Raw genomic sequence first — 19,193 nt, 5'->3', positions numbered from 1 at the left:
CTGCACCAAAGAAAAGGGAGGTGAGCACCGAGCACAACTCGGTGGCTCGCCTCCCTTTTCTTGAGCCCGAATCACAGGGTAGTTTAGATTCGGATTGATAAGATCCCCTCAGATTTACGACTTGCAGGAGTTAGACCCCATGTCAACCAGCCCAGAAACCAAACGACGCCGCGTACTGCTCAAGCTTTCCGGAGAGGTGTTCGGCGGCGGCAAGGTGGGCGTCGACCCCAAGACCGTGCGCGGCATCGCCGAACAGATCGCACAGACCGTGGGCGAGGTCGAGGTGGCAATCGTCGTCGGCGGCGGCAACTTCTTCCGCGGCGCCGAGCTGTCGGCTTCAGGCATGGACCGCTCCCGCGCAGACTACATGGGCATGCTGGGCACCGTTATGAACTGCCTGGCCCTGCAGGACTTCCTGGAGCAGTGCGGCGTTGAAACCCGCGTGCAGTCGGCCATCGCCATGGCCCAGGTCGCAGAAAACTACATCCCGCGCCGCGCCATCCGCCACATGGAAAAGGACCGCGTGGTCATCTTCGGTGCCGGCGCTGGCCTGCCGTACTTCTCCACCGACACCGTCGCTGCCCAGCGTGCGCTGGAAGTCGACGCCGACGAAGTGCTGATGGCCAAGTCAGGCGTGGACGGCGTGTACACCGCCGACCCTAAGACCGACCCCACCGCCACCAAGCTGGACACCCTGACCTACACCGAGGCGCTGGTCAAGAACATCCGCGTGATGGACCAGACCGCCATGACCATGTGCAAGGACAACAAGCTGGACATGCTGGTCTTCGGCATGGAAGGCGAAGGCAATGTGGCACGCGCCATCCGCGGCGAGCGAATTGGCACCACCGTCACCGCATAAGCGGTGATCGTGGCATAGGATTGAACTAGATTTAAACTTTTTGTACTTGAGGAGTACCGGTGATTGACGAAACTTTGGCGGAGACCGCCGAAAAGATGGACCGCACCATCGAGGCAGCCAAGGAGGACTTCGCGACCATCCGCACCGGCCGCGCACACCCAGGCATGTACTCGAAGGTCATGGTTGACTACTACGGTTCGCCAACCCCGCTGCAGCAGCTGGCATCCTTTGCAGTGCCTGAAGCGCGCACCATCACCATCACCCCGTTCGACGTGACCGCACTGCGCGAAATCGAAAAGGCCCTGGGCGACCCGGAGGTCGGCGCCAACCCATCCTCCGACGGCAAGATGATCCGCGTGGTGCTTCCGGTGCTGACCGAAGAGCGCCGCAAGGAGTATGTGAAGCTGGCCCGCGCCAAGGGCGAGGACGCACGCGTGGCGCTGCGCAACCACCGCCGCAAGGCCAAGGACGCCATCGACAAGCTGGTCAAGGACGGTGAGGTCGGCGAGGACGACGGCAGCCGCGGCGAGAAGGAACTGGACGCGCTGACCAAGAAGCACGTGGATGCGGTAGACGAGATCTTGAAGAACAAAGAAGCCGAGCTGCTGGAAGTCTAATGCCAGGCTCGACAGAAAACACTGAGGGCACAGCTTCGGCGGTGCCCTCAGTGGCATCCGGTGACGGCGCCCCGCTGACCAGACGCGAAGCACGGGCGCGGCGCGAGGCCCAGGAAAAGGCCGCCAAAGCCGGCACGGCCGAGCCGGGCCAACAACTGCAGGAAGCAGCCGCCGCGGTAGAGCCTGCCTCGTCGGTGCAGGCTTCGCCCGAGCCGGACGAGCCAGTTGAAGCGCCGCCGGCCCCGGAGCCTGCGGCGATTGCCGTGCCGTTGAACCCGGCCGCGGCGGTGGCCGCACCGCCGGCAGCCCAGCCCAAGGCCTCGCGGGCCGGGCGCAACCTGCCGGCAGCCATCGCCGTCGGCGCGCTCATGCTCGGGCTGGTGCTGGCGGGGCTGTTCTGGTTTGAACCGCTGCTGGTCTTCCTGGTGGTGCTGATCTCCGGAGTGGGCTGCTGGGAAGTCGCCCGGGCCACTACGCATGCCAAAACCTCGGTGCCAATGCTGCCGCTGTTTCTCGCCTCGGCCCTCATGCCCATCAGCGCGCTCTGGGGCGGCTTGGAAGCACTGGGCTTCACCTACCTGGTCAGCCTGCTGATCGCCCTGCTCTTCAGGCTCATGGAGGGGCTGAAGGGCGCCGCCGCCTCGGTGATGAGCAGCGTGTTCATAATCAGCTGGGTGCCGTTGCTGCTGTCCTTTGCGCTGCTGATTCTCGAAGGCCCGCGCGGCCAATGGATGATCGCCACGATCCTGCTGCTGGCTGTCAGCAACGACACTTTCGGCTATATCGTCGGGGTCTTGTTCGGCAAGCACCCGATGGCCCCGAAGATTTCCCCCAAGAAGTCATGGGAGGGCTTTGCCGGCTCGATGCTCGGCTCGATGCTCGTCGGCGCGCTGGCTATGCATTTCTGGATGGACATGCCTTGGTGGACCGGCATCATCCTGGCGTTCTTCACCACCATCGCCGCAACCACCGGAGACTTCTCCGAATCAATGGTCAAGCGGGAACTAGGCATCAAGGACATGAGCAGCCTGCTGCCGGGCCACGGAGGCATCATGGACCGGCTGGACTCGGTGCTCTTCGTGATTCCGCTGGGCTACCTGATTTCCCACCTGCTCACCTGGAGCCTTTCGCTGAGCTAAAAGCAGGCCGGGGGTGTGGCCATTAAGCAATGTTTTGCCAGAACCCATAGAATAACTAGGGACGTTGGGCGCAAGCCGCCCACCTAGAAACCCAAGACAGAAAAGGAACAGTGTCGTGTCGCAGCAGCAAGATGCTCCGTTTTCCCGAGTACCGGAAACGGAATTCGGCTACAGCGTTAAGCAGGTTGATGCGTTTCTCAGCCGGTCCCGTGCCACCTTCAACGGGGAAGGCAATGACGACGCCGTGGTCACCAGCCACCTGATCCGCCGCACCACTTTCGCCCCGCAGAAGGGCGGCTACCAGGCCCGCGAAGTCGACGGCGCGCTGGACCGCCTGGAAGACGTCTTCGCCAAGCGCGAGCGCGACGACTTGATCGCGCACCAGGGAGAAGAAGTCTGGCTGCAGCAGGTGGGCCGCCTGGCAGCGATCCTGCGGGCGCGCCTGCACCGGGCCAAGGGCGAGCGCTTCCGCCGCCCCTCGCGCTCGAACGCCTCAAGCTACAACATCAAGGACGTCGACCGGTTGTGCGACCAGCTCATCGACTACTTCGAGCGCGACGTGCCGATGTCTGTGGACGCCGTGCGCCGCGTGGAGTTCCGCTCCGCCACGGGAACCGACGGCTACGAGGAGTCGCAGGTCGACGCGTTCCTGGACCGCGTGGTCGAACTGATGGCATCGATCGACTAGGCATCACCTTCACGGCAAGCCGCCGCAGCGGGAGCATCTTCCCGCCGCGGCGGCTTGTCCTGTATTCGGATGCATTCCAGTGGCAGGATGCTTCGCGCGGCCCGGCGGATCCTAGAGCTGGGCCCCGCGGTCCGGCACATGAAGCCGCGCCATGACCGTATCGGTGTTCGAAGGGACCGCGCGGCGGGTCGAGCGGGACACAGCAATCATCACCGCGAAGGCCAGAGGCACGCTCCAGGCGGCAGGCTGGCGCATCATATGGAACCAGAGCTCGTCCACCGGCGGAATCACGCTGGAAAGCATTAACGCCAGTCCACAGGTCACCGCGCCGACCAGCATGCCGGCCATCGCCCCCTTGGCGGTCAGCGACCTCCACCAGATGCCCAGTAGCAGCAGCGGGCAGATGGTCGAGGCAGTGAACGCAAAGACGTTGCCAATGGCCCCGGCCAGCGCCAGCGAATTGGTCACTACAGCAATCAGCACAGGCAGCGCGGTGGCCAGCACCGTGGAGATCCTGAAGCCGCGCACTGTGCCGGCGAAGAATTCCTGGGACAGAGCGCCGGCCAGGGACACCACCAGGCCGGAGGTGGTGGACAGGAAGGCGGCAAAGGCCCCGCCGACAACAATGGCGGTCAGCGCGTCGGCGAGGAAGCCGTCGAAGATTGCCGAGGGTAGCAGCAGCACCGTCGCGTCGGTCTCGTTCGTGGATCCCAGCCATGGCATATAGAGCAGCCCCAGCACGCCCAGGGTGGTGGGCAGCAGGTAGAAGGCGGAGAGCAGCCCGAGCACGATCACCGTGGTGGTGCGGGCCGTGTGGCCAGTGGGGTTGGTGTAGAAGCGGACCAGCACATGCGGCAGCCCCAGGGTGCCGAAGAGCAGGGCAAGGATGATGGAGATCGTTTCGTAGAGGTTCAGCCCGGAGATGTTCTCCAGCTGCGTGCCCAGGCTGCGCAGCCTGTCTGCGGTGTCCTGCTCGGGGATCACCTGGATCAGCAGGAAGATTGTGGGGATCACCAGCGAGGCGAGCTTGAACCAGTATTGGAATGCCTGCACGAAGGTCACCGAGCGCATGCCGCCGGAGACCACGGTGATGGCCACCACCGCCGCTACCACGACCGGCCCCACCCAGCCCGGAAGCCCGGTGGCGATGGACAAGGTCAAGGCGGCCCCGTGCATCTGCGGCACGATGTACAGCCAGCAGATCACCACCACCAGGTAGGTGGTCAGCTTGCGCAGGGACTTTGAATCCTCAAAGCGGATCTGCGCGAAATCAGGGATCGTATAGGCCTGGGAGCGGCGCAGCGGCGCGGCGACGAACAGCAGCAGCATCAGATAGCCGGCCGTATAGCCGATGGGGAACCACAGGCCCGACTGCCCGGTGAGCATGATCAGCCCGGCCACGCCGAGGAATGATGCGGCGGAGAGGTATTCGCCGCCGATCGCTGAGGCGTTCCACCAGGGCTTCACGCTGCGGCTTGCCACGTAGAAGTCGCTGGTGGTGCGCGAGAGGCGCAGCCCGTAGAACGCGATCAGCATCGTGGTGACGCAGACGACGACCAGTGCGAGCGATGAAAAAAGACTAGTCACGGCTGATGCTCCGGTAGCGTTCCTCGTTGCGGGCCGCCGCGCGGTTGTAGAGCACCCCGGCGATGATGATCAGCGGGTACATGCCGATGCCCAGGATCCACCAGGGCAGCGGGATGGCCAACAGGGTGAACTCATAGGCCGTCGGCCACAGCGCCAGCAGAGCGCTGATGCCCACCAGCATGGCCAGCAGCCCGGCGGCCACTGCCACGGCAAGGCGTAGCTGCGAGCGGATCAGCTGGCGGACGTAGAATTCCTGAGCGGTATTGTGCTCCGGGCGGGCCAGGGGAACATTCAGCGACGCATCCTGCGGGGCTTGGACCCTGATGCGCTGCGGGCGCTGCGAGGCAAGGCGGCCGGGCAGCTGCTCTGGTTGCTCGTTTTGCTCGTTGCTCACTGGGCGGGCCGCCGGCTACAGCGGGCGGACGCGGTTGGCGGCCAGGCGCTCGCGCAGGTAGGGCAGGGCGCGACGGGAGATCGGCAGCTCGGTGCCGTTGACCAGCACCGCGGCCTTGCCGGTCTGCAGCCTCACGTTCTCGATCTTGTCCATGCTGACAAGGTATGAGCGGTGGATGCGCACATATCCCGATTCGGCCCACTGCTGCTCGAGGTCGTTGAGCGGCACGCGGATCAGGTAGCTTGAATCCTTGGTGTGCAGCCGGGCGTAGTCGCCCTGGGCCTGCACATAGGAGATTTCGCTGCGCGGGATCAGCTTGGTGATGCCGCCCTGGTCCACGGTGATCATTTCCGGCTTGGCGGGGGTCTCTTCGACCAGTTCGCACAGCCGGCGCACCGATTCTGCCAGGCGCTGCGGGCGGATCGGCTTCAGGACGTAGTCCACGGCGGCCAGCTCGAAGGCCTGGAGCGCCTGGTCTTCGTCGGCGGTGACGAAAACTACTAGCGGGGGATGGGAGAAGCGCGAGATGACCCGGGCGATGTCCAGCCCGGACAGGGCCGGCATATGGATGTCGAGGAACAACGCGTCGACTTCGTTTTCCTCCAGGGCCTTGAGCGCGGCGGCTCCGGAGGTGGCCCGGTGGATCTTCCCAATCCTTGAATCCTGGCTCAGCAGGAAAGCGATCTCCTCTACCGCAGGGAGTTCGTCGTCGGCGACCACCACATTAATCATGATTCGATTCTACCTAGTCTATGTTCAGCGTGTTCAGGCGCCGGTGCCGGCCGGGCGAGGGGGCCTGAACTTCGGGATCCTCATGGTGATCTGCGTTCCAGCCCCGGGCGCCGTATCGATGATCAGCCCATTGGCGTTGCCATAGAGCTGGCGCAGGCGCACATCGACATTGCGCAGACCCACATGCATGTTCACGGTGGTGCCGGCGAGCACGCTGGCCAGCTGCTCAGGGTCCATGCCCACCCCGTCGTCCTCCACGCTGATCACCGCATGCAGCCCGTCCTCGGTTGCGGTAATGGAGATGACCCCGCCGTCCTCGCGGGCCTCCAGGCCGTGGCGCACAGCATTTTCCACCAGCGGCTGCAGCGAAAGGAAGGGGATCTGGGTGGGCAGCACCTCGGGGGCGATGCGCAGCGAAACCTTGATCCGCTCGCCGAAGCGGGCCTTTTCCAACAGCAGGTAGCGGTCGATGGCCTCCAGCTCCTCGGCCAGCGTGGTGAATTCTCCGCGGCGGCGGAAGGAATAGCGGGTGAAGTCGGCGAACTCGATGACCAGTTCGCGGGCGCGGGCCGGATCGGTGTTGATGAAGGAGGCGATCGCATTTAGCGAGTTGTAGATGAAGTGCGGGGAGATCTGCGCGCGCAGCGCCCGCATCTGGGCTTCGAGCAGCATCGCCTTGTTCTCGTCGAGCTGCGCGGTGGAAACCTGTGCGGAGACGAAGACCGCCACCTCGGAGACGGCTCGGACGAATCCCGCACCGGCTCGCGGGGTCAGTGCTGTCACGGTTCCCACCGCCTGGTCTCCGACCATGATGGGGGCCGAGACGAAGTCCTGCCCCGACGAGCGGTTCACCTGCGTCTTGCCGGTGGCCAGGGCGGTGGAAAAAGCCTTGCCTGCCTCCTCTTCCAGCGCCGCGGTGAAATCGATCCCGGAATCCGTAGCAAGGATGCTCCGGGTGTCGGAGATCAACAGCACTGGGCAGTTCAGCAGCCGACGCAGTGCCTTGGCGCTCTTGGCGGCTCCCTCGCTGGTCAGGCCACGTTCCAGATGGGGGACCGCAACGGACATGTGATGCAGCGTGGTGAATGTTGCCTCCTCCGCGTCGGTCCCCATCTCCTTGGTTGACCTGGAGATTTTGAATCCGAAATAGCCGATGGCGGCAATGCCGACAGCCACGATGGTGGCGATGAGCGTGATCTGCAGCGCGGGAGACATAAAAACAATCTTACGATCTGCGCCGTAACCATGACCGCTTGCCGACCGGCGGTGCGCCGTTGAGCGCAGGATTTGCTCCGTTGAGCCACGCGGGCTCTCAAAGCACTAGTGGGAAGCTCGTTTATCACTAATAGTGAACTTAGTCACAGAAAGGGTGTGCCCCTGGTCACACCATTGGAAATGTATTCATCACTCGCACAAGGAGGGCATCATGAGTGCCAATCCCCACAACGAAGTCGGGAGCGACATCGACTTTGTGGCGGAGAGCCAGTCCGAGGAGTTCCAGGAGCTGCGCCGCACCCACCGCAGCTTCGTATTCCCCATGGCGATCTTCTTCATCGTCTGGTATTTCGCCTACGTACTTTTGGCTGACTACTTCCACGAGTTCATGTCGATCAAGGTCATCGGCAATGTCAACATGGGCATCGTCCTAGGCCTGTTGCAGTTTGTTTCGACCTTCACCATTACCGCCCTGTATGTGCGGTTCTCCAATAACAAGCTAGATCCAAAGGCCACCAAGATCCGCGAGCGCCTTGAGAAGCAGGGAGGCGTAAAGTGAACCACCTGAGCATTTTGGCGCAGGCCGCTGAAAAGACTACCGTCGGCAACCCGATCGTGAACATTGCGATCTTCGTGGCGTTCGTCGGTGTCACGCTGGTCATCGTGCTGCGGGCCAGCAAGAACAACAAGACCGCCGCCGACTACTACGCTGGCGGGCGCTCCTTCTCCGGCACCCAGAACGGAACAGCCATTGCCGGCGACTACCTTTCCGCAGCCTCCTTCCTGGGCATTGTTGGAGCCATCGCCATCAACGGTTACGACGGCTTCCTGTACTCCATCGGATTCCTGGTGGCTTGGCTGGTAGCCCTGCTGCTGGTTGCCGAGCTGCTGCGCAACACCGGCAAATTCACCATGGCCGATGTGCTGTCCTTCCGCCTCAAGCAGCGCCCGGTGCGCATTGCTGCGGCAGTTTCCACCCTTGCTGTCTGCGTCTTCTACCTGCTGGCCCAGATGGCCGGCGCGGGCGCGCTGGTTTCGCTGCTGCTGGGCATCGATTCGAAGGCCGGCCAGTCGCTGGTCATCGTGATCGTCGGCGCGCTGATGATCCTGTATGTACTGGTTGGCGGCATGAAGGGCACGACCTGGGTGCAGATCATCAAGGCAGTGCTGCTGATTGCCGGCGTGCTGGTGATGACCGTCTGGACCCTGGCACTCTTTGGCTTCAACTTCTCCGCTCTGCTGGGCAAGGCCGCCGAAGTGGCAGGAAACCCTGAAATCCTGAATCCGGGCCTGCAATACGGCAAGACCGGGACCACCAAGCTCGACTTCATCTCACTGGCCTTGGCCCTGGTGCTTGGCACCGCCGGCCTGCCTCACGTGCTGATGCGCTTCTACACGGTGCCAACCGCAAAGGAAGCCCGCAAGTCGGTGGTTTGGGCGATCTGGCTGATCGGCGCCTTCTACTTGTTCACCCTGGTGCTGGGCTTCGGCGCCGGTGCGCTGATCGGTCCGGACAAGATCAAGGCCGCCCCGGGCGGCGTGAACTCGGCGGCTCCGCTGCTGGCCTATGAACTGGGTGGAACCGTCTTGCTGGGCCTGATCTCCGCGGTGGCTTTCGCAACGATTCTGGCGGTGGTTGCCGGCTTGACCATCACCGCAGCGGCTTCCTTCGCCCACGACATCTACGCATCGGTGATCTCCAAAGGCAAGTCGAATCCCGAGCAGGAAATGAAGGTTGCCCGCCGCACCGTTGTGGTCATCGGCCTGTTCGCCATCGCCGGCGGCATCGGCGCCCAGGGTCAGAACGTGGCATTCCTGGTGGCGCTGGCCTTCGCAGTCGCCGCTTCGGCCAACCTGCCGACTATCCTGTACTCGCTGTTCTGGAAGGGCTTCAAGACCCGCGGCGCTGTTTGGTCGATGTATGGCGGCCTGATCTCGGCCATCGTGCTGATCATCTTCTCGCCGGTATTCTCCGGCAAGGAAACCTCGATGATTCCAAGCATCGACATCTCCATCTTCCCGCTGGCCAACCCTGGCCTGGTCTCCATCCCGCTGGCATTCCTGCTCGGCTGGATCGGTTCGATCACGGACCCTGGTACGGAAGACCGGGAAAAGGCTGCAGAGATGGAAGTCCGCTCGCTGACCGGTGTCGGTGCTGAAAAGGCGGTCGACCACTAAAGCGCAGAAGCGCTGCAGATAATTCAATAAGAGCGTCCGGGGGCCAGCGCGAGCTGGTCCCCGGACGTTCTTCGATTAGCTTCAGGATTTGAGCGAGTGGGCCAGGAGATTAGTCGTGCGGTAGGGGACCAGCTCGGCCATCGACAGGGCCGAGTCGGCCCGGTTGACTCCTTGGATGTGCAGCAGCTGGCCGTGGACGCGGAAGAGTTCCTGCGCGTCCTTAGCCGCCACCCGGACCAGGATGTCGGCGCTTCCGGTCAGCCCATGCGCTTCTAGCACTTCAGGGATCAGCCGCAGCTGCGCCGCGATGTCTTCGAGATGGCGCTGGTCGACGTGGAGCTCCACAAAGGAGAGCAGCCCGTAGCCCAGGGCGGCCGGCGGGACTCGATGGTCGATGGAATCGAGCACCTCATTTTCAAGCCGCGTCATCCGGGTCTGCACTGTGTTGCGCCCCAGCCCTAGGGTGGCGGCAATGGCGGAGCCGGTCTTCTTTGCGGCGGTGGAAAGCGCCAGCAGAATACGGCGGTCTGTTTGGTCCAGAAGCTGCATAGTGTGCACGTTATCACCGAAGTCAGGTCCATAACAGGGCTTTTTACACTAATTGTTTCCAAGCCATTGTGCAATCTGCGTTGCGTGAGTAGCATCACATTAAAGGCGATGTGAGAATCCATATCGCTATACCGACAACGCAAGAGTAAGGATGCTGATCGTGTCCACCAAGCATGTTGACGTTGCAGCGGAGAACATACCGACGCAACAGCTGCTAAACGTCGCCGGGGAACGAGTTCCCGATTCAGAACTAGACCACTATGTTGCCAAGCTGACCGAATCGGATCTTGCAGATTTCCTGCGGGACATGGTCGTGCTGCGCCGCATGGACACCGAAGCCACAGCGCTGCAGCGCCAGGGTCAGCTGGGGCTGTGGGCTCCGCTGCTGGGCCAGGAAGCGGCGCAGATCGGCTCCGTGCGCGCCACCCGAGATACCGACTTCATCTTCCCCTCCTACCGCGAGCACGGCGTCGCCTGGGCCAGGGGAGTGAAGGCTGAAGACCTGCTCAGCGTCTGGCGCGGAGCCCAGGCCAGCGGCTGGGATCCGCATGAAGTGAACATCGCCTGCCAGCAGATCGTCATCGGCTCCCAGGCCCTGCACGCCGCCGGCTACGGCATGGGCATCAAGTTCGACGGCGGAGATGAAACCGCCATCGCCTACTTCGGCGACGGGGCCACCAGCCAGGGCGACGTCAACGAAGCAATGGTCTTCGCCGCCAGCTACCAAGCGCCGGTGCTGTTCTTCTGCCAGAATAACCAGTGGGCCATCTCCGAGCCGGTAGCCCTGCAAAGCCGCACCCAGATCGCAGACCGCGCCCACGGCTTCGGGCTGAAGACTTGGCGCGTCGACGGCAATGACATTCTGGCGGTCTACGCGGCTACCCAGGCGGCGCTGGCCCATTGCCGCAACGGTCTGGGCCCGACCTTCATCGAAGCAGTCACCTACCGCATGGGTTCGCACACCACCGCGGATGATCCAAAGCGCTACCGCAAGGACTCCGAGCTGGAAAAGTGGCGGGCCAAGGACCCGATCGACCGGCTGGTCAAGTACCTGCATGTGATCGGCGCCGATGTGCAGTCCTATGAACAGCGGGCGCAGAACGCGGCCGACGAACTGGCAGCCCAGCTGCGCGCGGCAATCACCGCGATGCCTGATCCAACGGTGGAGCAGATGTTTGACAATGTCTACGCCGAGGCGCATGAGCCAAGCCGCCGTGCGCGCGATGAGTACATGAACTACCTTGCAGGATTTGAAGGGGATGGGCGCTAAATGGCAACAACAATGCTCAAGGCATTGAACCAGTCCCTGCACGATGCCCTGAGCGATGACGAAAAGGTCATCCTGCTCGGCGAGGACATCGGCACCCTGGGCGGCGTTTTCCGCGTGACCGACGGACTGAAGAGCGAATTCGGCGAACACCGGGTGGTGGACACCCCGCTGGCCGAGTCCGGCATCGTGGGCAGCGCCATCGGCCTGGCCTACCGCGGCTACCGCCCGGTGGTGGAAATCCAGTTCGACGGGTTCACCTATCCAGCCTTCGACCAGCTGGTCTCGCAGCTGGCTAAATTGCACTACCGCTCGCGCGGACGCGTGAAAATGCCAGTCACCGTGCGCATTCCCTACGGCGGCGGCATCGGCTCGCCGGAGCACCACTCGGAATCTCCCGAAGCCTACTTCGCCCACACCGCGGGCCTGCGCGTCTTCGCCCCGTCCAGCGTGCAGGACGCCTACACCATGCTGCGCCAGGCGATCGACTGCGACGATCCGGTGATTTTCTTCGAACCCAAGCGCCGCTACCACGAGAAGGCGGACATCGACCTGTCCACACCTGCCAAGGACGGCTCGCCCAAGGCCAAGGTGGTCCGCGAGGGCGAGGACGTGACAATTGTCGGCTATGGCCCCACCACCTACACGCTGCTTGAAGCAGCCCTAGCGGCAGAGGATGAAGGCGTCAGCCTTGAAGTGATCGACCTGCGCACACTTGACCCGCTGGATATCGACACAGTGGCCAACTCCGTGAAGCACACCGGCAAGCTGGTGGTCGTTCATGAGGCCAGCCGGACCAGCGGCGTGGGCGCAGAAATCTGCGCGCAGATCACCGAAACCTGCTTCGACTACCTGGAGCATGCCCCGCTGCGGGTGACGGGATTCGACATTCCCTATCCGCCATCCCGGCTTGAAAGCCACCACCTACCTGACCTGGATCGGGTGATGCACGCGGTGGACACCGTGATGCGCCACCACGAGGCAACCGAAGGAGCTGCCAAGTGATGACCGCCCAAACTTTCAACCTGCCGGACCTCGGCGAAGGCCTGACCGAGTCCGAGGTGCTCAACTGGAAGATCAAAGTCGGCGAGCATGTTTCGCTGAACCAGATCATCGCCGAAGTGGAAACCGCCAAGGCAGTGGTGGAGCTGCCTTCGCCATTTGCAGGCATCGTCCAGAAGCTCCATGCCGATGAAGGCCAAGTTGTCCCAGTCGGGGCTGCACTGGTCACCTTTGACAATGACAAGGCCCCTGAAGATGCCGGGGGCGATACGCCGGCACCAACCGGCGAACGCACTCCTACCCTGGTGGGCTACGGCGCTCCGGCCGCCAGCGGAAAGCGTCCGGCGCGCCGCGGCCGCAGCGCCGCACCGGCTGCCGCCGAGCAGTCGGCCACGCCGGAGCCGGTCGTGCACCACGAGGTTGCACGCAGCACCCCGCCGGTGCGCAAGTTCGCCCGTGATCATGGAATCGAGATCTCCAGTGTCGTCGGCACGGGCCCCCACGGGCTGGTGCTGCGCCGGGATGTTGAAGCGCTTCTGAGGCAGCCGGCTGCCGCGGCTGCCCCGGCCCAGTCCTCCGTTCCCGCCGCCTCTGGCGGCCAAGACCGCCGGATCAAGATCAGCGCCATGCGCAGGGCAACCGCCAAGGCGATGGTCCAATCCGCCTTCACCGCGCCGCATGCCACGGAATTCCTGACGGTGGACGTCACCAAGTCCTTGGAACTGATCGACAAGCTGCGCCAGCGCAGAGAGTTCCGTGACACCAAGGTCAACTTCACCTCGCTCAGTGCGCTATTGGTTTCCCGCCTGCTGCTGAAGTTCCCTGCCTTGAACTCGCGCTGGGATGAGGTAAATGACGAAATTATCCAGTTTGGCGCTGTAAATCTGGGCATGGCAGTCGCCAGTGACCGCGGACTACTTGTCCCTGTGGTCAAAGAGGCACAGAATAAGGCATTAGAACCACTTGCCGCAGAATTGAACCAGCTGGTTGCCCTCGGACGCTCGGGCGACTTGACACCGGCCCAGCTCAGTGGCGGGACATTCTCTATCACTAACGTCGGGGTGTTCGGCGTCGACGCCGGTACACCTATTCTGCCTCCCGGGCAGACGGGAATCTTGGCCTTGGGCCAAGTCAAACCACGCCCTTGGGAGTACCAAGGAGAATTGGCCCTGCGCAGCACCTGCACGCTGGCATTGTCCTTCGACCACCGTGTTGTCGACGGCAAGGAAGCCAGCGAGTTTTTGGCTGGTATTGGCGCGGTGCTTGAGGACCCAGGGATGATGAACTTTTTTATCTAATTTTCATCACCCTCTTGACAAGCGACAAAATCAGCTACTTGAATGAAATAGTGGATCTCAAGCGTAAGCTTCATTAATATTCATTGGTTGTTTCGCAATATTTGATGTAATCTCATTCACTAAGTGCTATAGCTCACGCTATGACGCACAGCTGACGCGAATTGCGGAAGCAGCAACGAACTGTTGAGGAGAAAAAGGATGCGATACTCGCACGCATCAAAGGCACTGGCTCTGTCCGGCGCCTTGGCACTGACCCTGTCTGCATGTGGCGGCGGCTCGTCCGACAAGCCAGCTGACAACAATGCTGAAGGCGGCAACGCTTCGTACGTTGTCACTGCCAACACCACCGAACCGCAGAATGGCCTGTTGCCGGCTAACACCAACGAAGTTGGCGGCGGCCGCGTCATGGACCTGATCTTCACCGGCCTTGTCAGCTACGCAGCTGACGGCACCACTCAGAACGAGCTAGCAGAGTCCATCGAAACCAAGGACTCTAAGAACTACACCATCAAGCTGAAGAAGGGCCAGACCTTCTCGGATGGTTCGCCAGTGACTTCGGCTTCCTTCGTGGATGCATGGAACTTCGGCGCTGCAGCGAAGAACGCTCAGCTGAACTCGTACTTCTTCGAATCCATCAAGGGCTTCGACGAGGTCAACGCAGCCAAGTCCACCAAGGACAAGATGTCCGGCCTGAAGATCGTGGACGACACCACCTTCACCGTCGAGCTGTCCAACCCTGAGTCGGACTTCCCGCTGCGCCTCGGCTACACCGCCTTCATGCCACTTCCAGAAGCAGCATTTAAGGATCCAAAGGCCTTCGGCCAGAAGCCAATTGGCAACGGCCCATACAAGCTGACCGAGTGGAACCACGACGTCAACCTGAAGCTGGATGTCAACGACAAGTACCAGGGCCCACGCGCCGCCAAGAACGGCGGCATCGACTTCAAGGTGTACCAGTCCACCGAGTCGGCATACAACGACGTCATGTCCGACACCTTGGATGTCCTGGACCAGATCCCGCCAAATCAGCTGGCTTCGTACCAGACCGACTTGGGCGACCGCTGGGTCAACTCGCCATACGCAGGCAACGCCACCATCACGATCCCTGGCTACTTGGATCACTTCAAGCAGGGCGAAGAGGGCAACCTGCGCCGTGCGGCCATCTCCCGCGCCATCGACCGCCAGCTGATCATCGACAAGGTGTACCAGGGCGGCAAGGTCAAGGCTGAGGACTTCACCGCACCAGTTCTTGAAGGCTACAACAAGGACATCCCAGGCTCGGATGTGCTGGACTTCAACGCTGACGAAGCAAAGAAGCTGTGGGCACAGGCCGATGAGATCTCCAAGTGGGCTTCGGATGCTGAGTTCACCGTTGGCTACAACGTCGACGGCGCCGGCAACAAGGAATACGTCGAGGCTGTTGTGAACCAGCTGAAGAACAACCTTGGCATCAACGCAGTTGCACAGCCATTCAGCTCCTTCAAGGAACTGCGCAACAAGGTCACCAGCCACAAGATGACCGGCGGCTTCCGCACCGGTTGGCAGGCCGACTACCCATCGCTGTACAACTTCCTGGGCCCACTGTTCGGCACCGGAGCCGGTTCCAACGACGGTCTGTACTCCAGCAAGGAATTCGACGCAAAGCTCTCCGAGGGCTTGGCAGCGACCGATCCAACTGAGGGTGCAAAGATCTTCAACCAGGCCCAGGAAATCCTGTTCAAGGATCTTCCTGCCATCCCGCTGTGGTACCAAGCAGTGCAGGGTGGCTGGAGCAACAACGTTTCCAACGTTCACTTCGGCTGGAACGGCGTACCGCTGTACAACGAAATCACTGGCAAGTAAGTCTCTTCCTTCAGCAATTGGCCTGATCAAGGCCAAATCTGACTGAAAACACGTCAAGGGAGGCCCAACATAATGAGGGTCTCCCTTTGGCGTGTCTGTCCTACCTCGCAAAAAATATCGTCAGACGACCTCTGACGGAAAGAGGAAAATAATGGCCAAGTGCCCTCTGGTGTCTCGAGGTGAGATGCAAGCATGTTAAGTTTTACCCTCAAGCGAATCGCGCAGCTGATTCCGGTATTTATCGGTGCCACGCTGCTCGTGTACTTCCTGGTCTTCGCGACTCCCGGCGATCCAATTGCCGCGCTGTCCGGCGGCAAGCCGATGAGCGATGCCACCCGCGAAGCGCTCACAGCGCAGTACAACCTGGACAAGCCCTTCTGGGTGCAGTACGGCCTGTACCTGAAGAACCTGCTGACCTTCGATCTGGGCATGTCCTTCTCAGGCCAGGAAGTCAGTGACCTGCTCGGACGCGCATTCCCAGTCACTGCCCGTCTAGCAGTTCTGGCATTGCTCATTGAAGGCATCTTCGGCATCCTCTTCGGTGTCATCGCCGGTATGCGCAAGGGCAAGCTCTTCGACTCCACCGTGCTGATCGCATCGCTGATCGTCATCGCAGTTCCAACCTTCGTTCTGGGCTTCGTGCTGCAGTTCGTCATCGGCGTGAAGCTGCAATGGGTGAAGCCGACAGTATCCGGTGCGGCAACATGGGGCGAATTGATCCTGCCTGCACTGGTGCTTGGCCTGGTATCCCTGGCCTACGTCATTCGCCTGACCCGTACCTCGGTCATTGAAAACAAGACCGCAGACTACGTCCGCACTGCAACCGCCAAGGGCTTGTCCCGCCAACGCGTCATCACGGTGCACATCCTGCGCAACTCGCTGATTCCAGTAGTGACCTTCCTCGGCGCCGACCTCGGCTCCCTGATGGGCGGCGCGATTGTCACCGAGGGCATCTTCAACGTCCCCGGCGTTGGCAACCTGCTTTACCGGGCAATCCTCAAGGGCGAAACCCCGACAGTGGTTGCCGTGGTCGGTGTTCTGGTGATCGTCTTCGTGCTCGCCAACCTGATCGTGGATATGCTGTACGCACTGCTTGACCCAAGGATCCGTTATGCCTGAGAACCAAAATAATAATCCTGAAGCTGGTCTGCCGATCAGCAGCCACCGTGCCGGCAAGGTCTCCAAGTACAAGATCGAGCACTACGTTGCTCCTTTGGAGGAGACCCCGCTGCAGGCAGTCGATTCGGTCAAGGCGGCCGGCAAGCCGCTGTCCATGTGGGCCGAGGCATGGCGTTCACTGCGTAAGCAGCCGCTGTTCATCATCTCGGGAATCTTGATTCTTGCAGTCATCGTGGTGGCGGCATTCCCGCACCTGTTCACCTCGATTGATCCCACAGGCAAGGAAGCTTGCCAGCTGGAGAATTCTAATGAACCTGGCCGCGCTGGCCATTTCATGGGATTCAACCTGCAGGGCTGCGACATCTACGCACGAGTCATTTTCGGCACGCGCGCATCCCTGATGGTCGGCGTCATGACCACCATCGTCGTAATCATCCTCGGCGGCGCCATTGGTGCGCTGGCAGGATTCTACGGCGGCTGGATCGACACCGTGCTTGCACGCCTGGGCGACATCTTCTTCGCACTGCCAATGATCCTGGGCGCCATCATCGTGATGCAGCTGCCTGCCTTCCGCGACAACAAGAGTGTGTGGACGGTGATCGTCACGCTTTCGATCTTCGGTTGGCCTCAGCTGGCCCGCATCACCCGCGGCGCAGTGATCGAGGCGCGCAATGCGGACTTCGTCAAGGCTTCGCGTTCGCTGGGCCTGTCCAAGTTCAAGTCGCTGGTGCGCCACGTCATTCCGAACTCGCTGGCTCCAATCATCGTTGTGGCCACCGTGAACCTCGGCGTCTACATCGTGGCCGAGGCGACGCTGTCATTCCTGGGCGTCGGACTGCCGCCGGACATCATGAGCTGGGGCAATGATATTGCCTCGGCCCAGACCCAGCTGCGTACCAACCCGATGATGCTGATGTGGCCTGCACTGTTCCTATCGGTAACGGTTCTGAGCTTCATCATGCTCGGCGATGCAGTGCGCGATGCACTGGATCCCAAGGCCCGGAAGGGAGCCTAAGCCATGACTGAGAACGCAACCCCAAAGCCGTTGCTGGAAATCAAGGACTTGGCGATTACCTTCTCCACTCCTGATGGACCGGTCCACGCAGTGCGCGACGCGAATTTCACCGTGATGCCCGGCGAGACCGTGGCCATCGTGGGCGAGTCGGGTTCCGGCAAGTCCACCTCGGCGCTGGCTGCCATCGGCCTTTTGGCTGGCAACGGCCGCGTCTCCGCTGGACAGATCCTGTTCGATGGAGAAGACATTGCCCATGCCAGCGAGAAGCGCTTCGTTGAGCTGCGCGGCAACCACATCGGCATGGTTCCCCAGGACCCGATGTCGAACCTGAACCCAGTGTGGAAGATCGGCTTCCAGGTCAAGGAAACCCTGAAGGCCAACGGCTTGGCGGGGGACAACCCCAAGAAGCGCGTGGCCCAGGTGCTGGCCGATGCCGGCCTGCCCAACCCCGAGACCCGCGCGGGTCAGTACCCGCACGAGTTCTCCGGTGGCATGCGCCAGCGTGCGCTGATCGCCATCGGCCTAGCCTGCCGCCCGCGTCTGCTGATCGCTGATGAGCCGACCAGTGCGCTGGACGTGACTGTGCAGCAGCAGATCCTGGACCACCTGGACAACATGACCAACGAGCTGGGCACCGCGGTGCTGCTGATTACCCACGACCTTGGTCTGGCAGCGGAGCGTGCCGAGAAAGTCGTCGTGATGTACAAGGGCCGCGTCGTTGAATACGGACCAGCTCTTGAAATTCTGCGCAACCCGAAGCACCCATACACCCAGCGCTTGATCAACTCCGCACCTTCGCTGTCTGCACAGCGCGGAGACAAGCACGAGGCTGCCGTGGACGAGGTGGCCGCTGCGAAGGCAGAGCCGCTGCTGAAGGTCAGCAACCTGACCAAGGTCTTCGACATCCGCAAGGGCTTTGGCAAGAAGGAGAAGTTCACCGCGGTGGACAACGTCTCCTTCGAGATTCCCAAGGGCACCACCACTGCTGTGGTGGGCGAGTCGGGCTCGGGCAAGTCGACCATCGCCCAGATGGTGCTGAACCTGCTTGACTCGACCAGTGGCGAGATCCACTTCGACGGCGAGCAGATCGGCAACCTCAGCGAGAAGAAGCTGTTCAAGTACCGCCGCCGTGTACAGCCGATCTTCCAAGATCCTTATGGTTCCCTGGATCCGATGTACTCGATCTACCGCACCATCGAAGAGCCGCTGCGCATCCACGGCATCGGTAATTCGGCGTCGCGGCAGAAGAAGGTCAAGGAGCTGCTGGAGCAGGTTTCCATGCCGGCAGCGACTATGCACCGCTTCCCGAATGAGCTCTCCGGTGGCCAGCGCCAGCGCATCGCCATCGCGCGTGCACTGGCACTGCAGCCGGAAATGATCGTCTGCGACGAGGCAGTCTCTGCGCTCGACGTGTTGGTCCAGGCCCAGGTCCTGGAGCTGCTCGACGAGCTGCAGCGCGAAATGGGCTTGACGTACTTGTTCATTACCCACGACCTCGCGGTGGTCCGCCAGATCGCCGATGACGTGTGTGTGATGGAACGCGGAAAGATCGTTGAGCAGGGATCTGTCGACGAGATTTTCGATGCGCCGAAGAGCGACTACACGCGCAACCTGTTGAATGCGATCCCAGGTGCGAGCCTGATCTAGTTCTACAGAAGAATCTTCGAGAAGGGCGCCGTTTGCCAAAAG

18 protein-coding genes are annotated in these 19,193 nt (G+C 61.9%); 13 read left to right on the top strand and 5 right to left on the bottom strand.

Going from position 1 to position 19,193, the window contains the following annotated elements:
- Positions 1 to 139: 139 nt before the first annotated feature.
- The 4 genes from pyrH to AUR04nite_RS11880 all read left to right on the top strand — a co-directional run bounded on the left by pyrH (position 140) and on the right by AUR04nite_RS11880 (position 3,306).
- Entirely contained in the window at positions 140 to 862 is a 723-nt protein-coding gene (gene pyrH / locus AUR04nite_RS11895; protein WP_141365290.1) for a UMP kinase, read from the top strand.
- 59 nt (positions 863 to 921) lie between these two features.
- Entirely contained in the window at positions 922 to 1,479 is a 558-nt protein-coding gene (gene frr / locus AUR04nite_RS11890; protein WP_141365288.1) for a ribosome recycling factor, read from the top strand.
- Complete coding sequence (locus tag AUR04nite_RS11885; RefSeq protein WP_141365286.1) at positions 1,479 to 2,618, top strand: phosphatidate cytidylyltransferase; 1,140 nt, start codon at positions 1,479 to 1,481, stop codon at positions 2,616 to 2,618. The genes frr and AUR04nite_RS11885 overlap by 1 nt, the downstream gene beginning before the upstream one ends.
- Before the next feature lie 115 nt (positions 2,619 to 2,733).
- Positions 2,734 to 3,306 carry a DivIVA domain-containing protein gene (locus AUR04nite_RS11880; RefSeq protein ID WP_141365284.1) on the top strand — a complete coding sequence of 191 codons (573 nt, stop codon included), beginning with the start codon at positions 2,734 to 2,736 and terminating at the stop codon, positions 3,304 to 3,306.
- 111 nt (positions 3,307 to 3,417) lie between these two features.
- Here the strand turns inward: AUR04nite_RS11880 and AUR04nite_RS11875 are convergent, their stop codons facing one another.
- Genes AUR04nite_RS11875 through AUR04nite_RS11860 form a run of 4 tightly spaced genes read right to left on the bottom strand, consistent with a single transcriptional unit; the run spans position 3,418 to position 7,234 of the window.
- Entirely contained in the window at positions 3,418 to 4,842 is a 1,425-nt protein-coding gene (locus tag AUR04nite_RS11875; RefSeq protein ID WP_141365468.1) for a sodium/solute symporter, read from the bottom strand.
- Positions 4,843 to 4,885: 43 nt separating this feature from the next.
- The gene (locus tag AUR04nite_RS11870; RefSeq protein ID WP_141365282.1) at positions 4,886 to 5,287 is read right to left on the bottom strand and encodes a hypothetical protein; all 402 of its coding nucleotides are present in this window, start codon (positions 5,285 to 5,287) and stop codon (positions 4,886 to 4,888) included.
- 15 nt (positions 5,288 to 5,302) lie between these two features.
- On the bottom strand, positions 5,303 to 6,019 hold the full coding sequence (locus AUR04nite_RS11865) for a LytR/AlgR family response regulator transcription factor (protein ID WP_141365280.1): 717 nt from the start codon (positions 6,017 to 6,019) through the stop codon (positions 5,303 to 5,305).
- A gap of 33 nt (positions 6,020 to 6,052) precedes the next feature.
- Complete coding sequence (locus AUR04nite_RS11860) at positions 6,053 to 7,234, bottom strand: sensor histidine kinase (RefSeq protein ID WP_141365278.1); 1,182 nt, start codon at positions 7,232 to 7,234, stop codon at positions 6,053 to 6,055.
- A gap of 211 nt (positions 7,235 to 7,445) precedes the next feature.
- Between AUR04nite_RS11860 and AUR04nite_RS11855 the strand changes: the two genes are divergently transcribed.
- Complete coding sequence (locus tag AUR04nite_RS11855) at positions 7,446 to 7,793, top strand: DUF485 domain-containing protein (protein ID WP_141365276.1); 348 nt, start codon at positions 7,446 to 7,448, stop codon at positions 7,791 to 7,793.
- Positions 7,790 to 9,412: a solute symporter family protein gene (locus AUR04nite_RS11850; RefSeq protein ID WP_174787881.1), complete on the top strand. Its 1,623-nt coding sequence runs from the start codon at positions 7,790 to 7,792 to the stop codon at positions 9,410 to 9,412. Before AUR04nite_RS11855 ends, AUR04nite_RS11850 begins: the two co-directional genes overlap by 4 nt.
- Before the next feature lie 81 nt (positions 9,413 to 9,493).
- Here the strand turns inward: AUR04nite_RS11850 and AUR04nite_RS11845 are convergent, their stop codons facing one another.
- Positions 9,494 to 9,961, bottom strand: a complete 468-nt coding sequence (locus AUR04nite_RS11845; RefSeq protein WP_141365274.1) for an Lrp/AsnC family transcriptional regulator — start codon at positions 9,959 to 9,961, stop codon at positions 9,494 to 9,496.
- A 151-nt stretch (positions 9,962 to 10,112) separates the two neighbouring features.
- Here AUR04nite_RS11845 and pdhA point away from each other — a divergent pair, with 151 nt between their 5' ends.
- From pdhA to AUR04nite_RS11810, 7 genes are all read left to right on the top strand, one after another.
- Positions 10,113 to 11,231 carry a pyruvate dehydrogenase (acetyl-transferring) E1 component subunit alpha gene (gene pdhA, locus AUR04nite_RS11840; RefSeq protein ID WP_141365268.1) on the top strand — a complete coding sequence of 373 codons (1,119 nt, stop codon included), beginning with the start codon at positions 10,113 to 10,115 and terminating at the stop codon, positions 11,229 to 11,231.
- Entirely contained in the window at positions 11,232 to 12,233 is a 1,002-nt protein-coding gene (locus AUR04nite_RS11835; RefSeq protein WP_141365266.1) for an alpha-ketoacid dehydrogenase subunit beta, read from the top strand. It begins immediately after the preceding gene.
- Positions 12,233 to 13,528 carry a dihydrolipoamide acetyltransferase family protein gene (locus AUR04nite_RS11830; protein WP_141365264.1) on the top strand — a complete coding sequence of 432 codons (1,296 nt, stop codon included), beginning with the start codon at positions 12,233 to 12,235 and terminating at the stop codon, positions 13,526 to 13,528. The genes AUR04nite_RS11835 and AUR04nite_RS11830 overlap by 1 nt, the downstream gene beginning before the upstream one ends.
- A gap of 198 nt (positions 13,529 to 13,726) precedes the next feature.
- Positions 13,727 to 15,370 (top strand): peptide ABC transporter substrate-binding protein, encoded by a 1,644-nt coding sequence (locus tag AUR04nite_RS11825; RefSeq protein ID WP_141365262.1) that lies wholly within the window; start codon positions 13,727 to 13,729, stop codon positions 15,368 to 15,370.
- Positions 15,371 to 15,562: 192 nt separating this feature from the next.
- Positions 15,563 to 16,489 (top strand): ABC transporter permease, encoded by a 927-nt coding sequence (locus AUR04nite_RS11820; protein ID WP_141365260.1) that lies wholly within the window; start codon positions 15,563 to 15,565, stop codon positions 16,487 to 16,489.
- Positions 16,482 to 17,504 (top strand): ABC transporter permease, encoded by a 1,023-nt coding sequence (locus AUR04nite_RS11815; protein WP_141365258.1) that lies wholly within the window; start codon positions 16,482 to 16,484, stop codon positions 17,502 to 17,504. The genes AUR04nite_RS11820 and AUR04nite_RS11815 overlap by 8 nt, the downstream gene beginning before the upstream one ends.
- A 3-nt stretch (positions 17,505 to 17,507) precedes the next feature.
- Entirely contained in the window at positions 17,508 to 19,151 is a 1,644-nt protein-coding gene (locus AUR04nite_RS11810) for an ABC transporter ATP-binding protein (protein ID WP_141365256.1), read from the top strand.
- Positions 19,152 to 19,193 lie beyond the last annotated feature (42 nt).

It is taken from the genome of Glutamicibacter uratoxydans (genome assembly GCF_006539925.1).
GTDB lineage: Bacteria > Actinomycetota > Actinomycetes > Actinomycetales > Micrococcaceae > Glutamicibacter > Glutamicibacter uratoxydans.
The sequence above is the reverse complement of the archived record's forward strand: the minus strand, read 5'-3'. Positions and strand labels throughout refer to the sequence as shown.

What these genes read in the sequence shown, in the direction of transcription:
- AUR04nite_RS11810 (WP_141365256.1), top strand. Translation starts at nt 17,508, where the DNA reads ATGACTGAGAACGCAACCCCAAAGCCGTTGCTGGAAATCAAGGACTTG.
- AUR04nite_RS11860 (WP_141365278.1), bottom strand. Translation starts at nt 7,234, where the DNA reads ATGTCTCCCGCGCTGCAGATCACGCTCATCGCCACCATCGTGGCTGTC.
- pyrH (WP_141365290.1), top strand. Translation starts at nt 140, where the DNA reads ATGTCAACCAGCCCAGAAACCAAACGACGCCGCGTACTGCTCAAGCTT.
- AUR04nite_RS11820 (WP_141365260.1), top strand. Translation starts at nt 15,563, where the DNA reads ATGTTAAGTTTTACCCTCAAGCGAATCGCGCAGCTGATTCCGGTATTT.
- AUR04nite_RS11835 (WP_141365266.1), top strand. Translation starts at nt 11,232, where the DNA reads ATGGCAACAACAATGCTCAAGGCATTGAACCAGTCCCTGCACGATGCC.
- AUR04nite_RS11875 (WP_141365468.1), bottom strand. Translation starts at nt 4,842, where the DNA reads ATGCTGATCGCGTTCTACGGGCTGCGCCTCTCGCGCACCACCAGCGAC.
- pdhA (WP_141365268.1), top strand. Translation starts at nt 10,113, where the DNA reads ATGCTGATCGTGTCCACCAAGCATGTTGACGTTGCAGCGGAGAACATA.
- AUR04nite_RS11855 (WP_141365276.1), top strand. Translation starts at nt 7,446, where the DNA reads ATGAGTGCCAATCCCCACAACGAAGTCGGGAGCGACATCGACTTTGTG.
- AUR04nite_RS11885 (WP_141365286.1), top strand. Translation starts at nt 1,479, where the DNA reads ATGCCAGGCTCGACAGAAAACACTGAGGGCACAGCTTCGGCGGTGCCC.
- AUR04nite_RS11865 (WP_141365280.1), bottom strand. Translation starts at nt 6,019, where the DNA reads ATGATTAATGTGGTGGTCGCCGACGACGAACTCCCTGCGGTAGAGGAG.
- AUR04nite_RS11825 (WP_141365262.1), top strand. Translation starts at nt 13,727, where the DNA reads ATGCGATACTCGCACGCATCAAAGGCACTGGCTCTGTCCGGCGCCTTG.
- AUR04nite_RS11815 (WP_141365258.1), top strand. Translation starts at nt 16,482, where the DNA reads ATGCCTGAGAACCAAAATAATAATCCTGAAGCTGGTCTGCCGATCAGC.
- AUR04nite_RS11830 (WP_141365264.1), top strand. Translation starts at nt 12,233, where the DNA reads ATGACCGCCCAAACTTTCAACCTGCCGGACCTCGGCGAAGGCCTGACC.
- AUR04nite_RS11845 (WP_141365274.1), bottom strand. Translation starts at nt 9,961, where the DNA reads ATGCAGCTTCTGGACCAAACAGACCGCCGTATTCTGCTGGCGCTTTCC.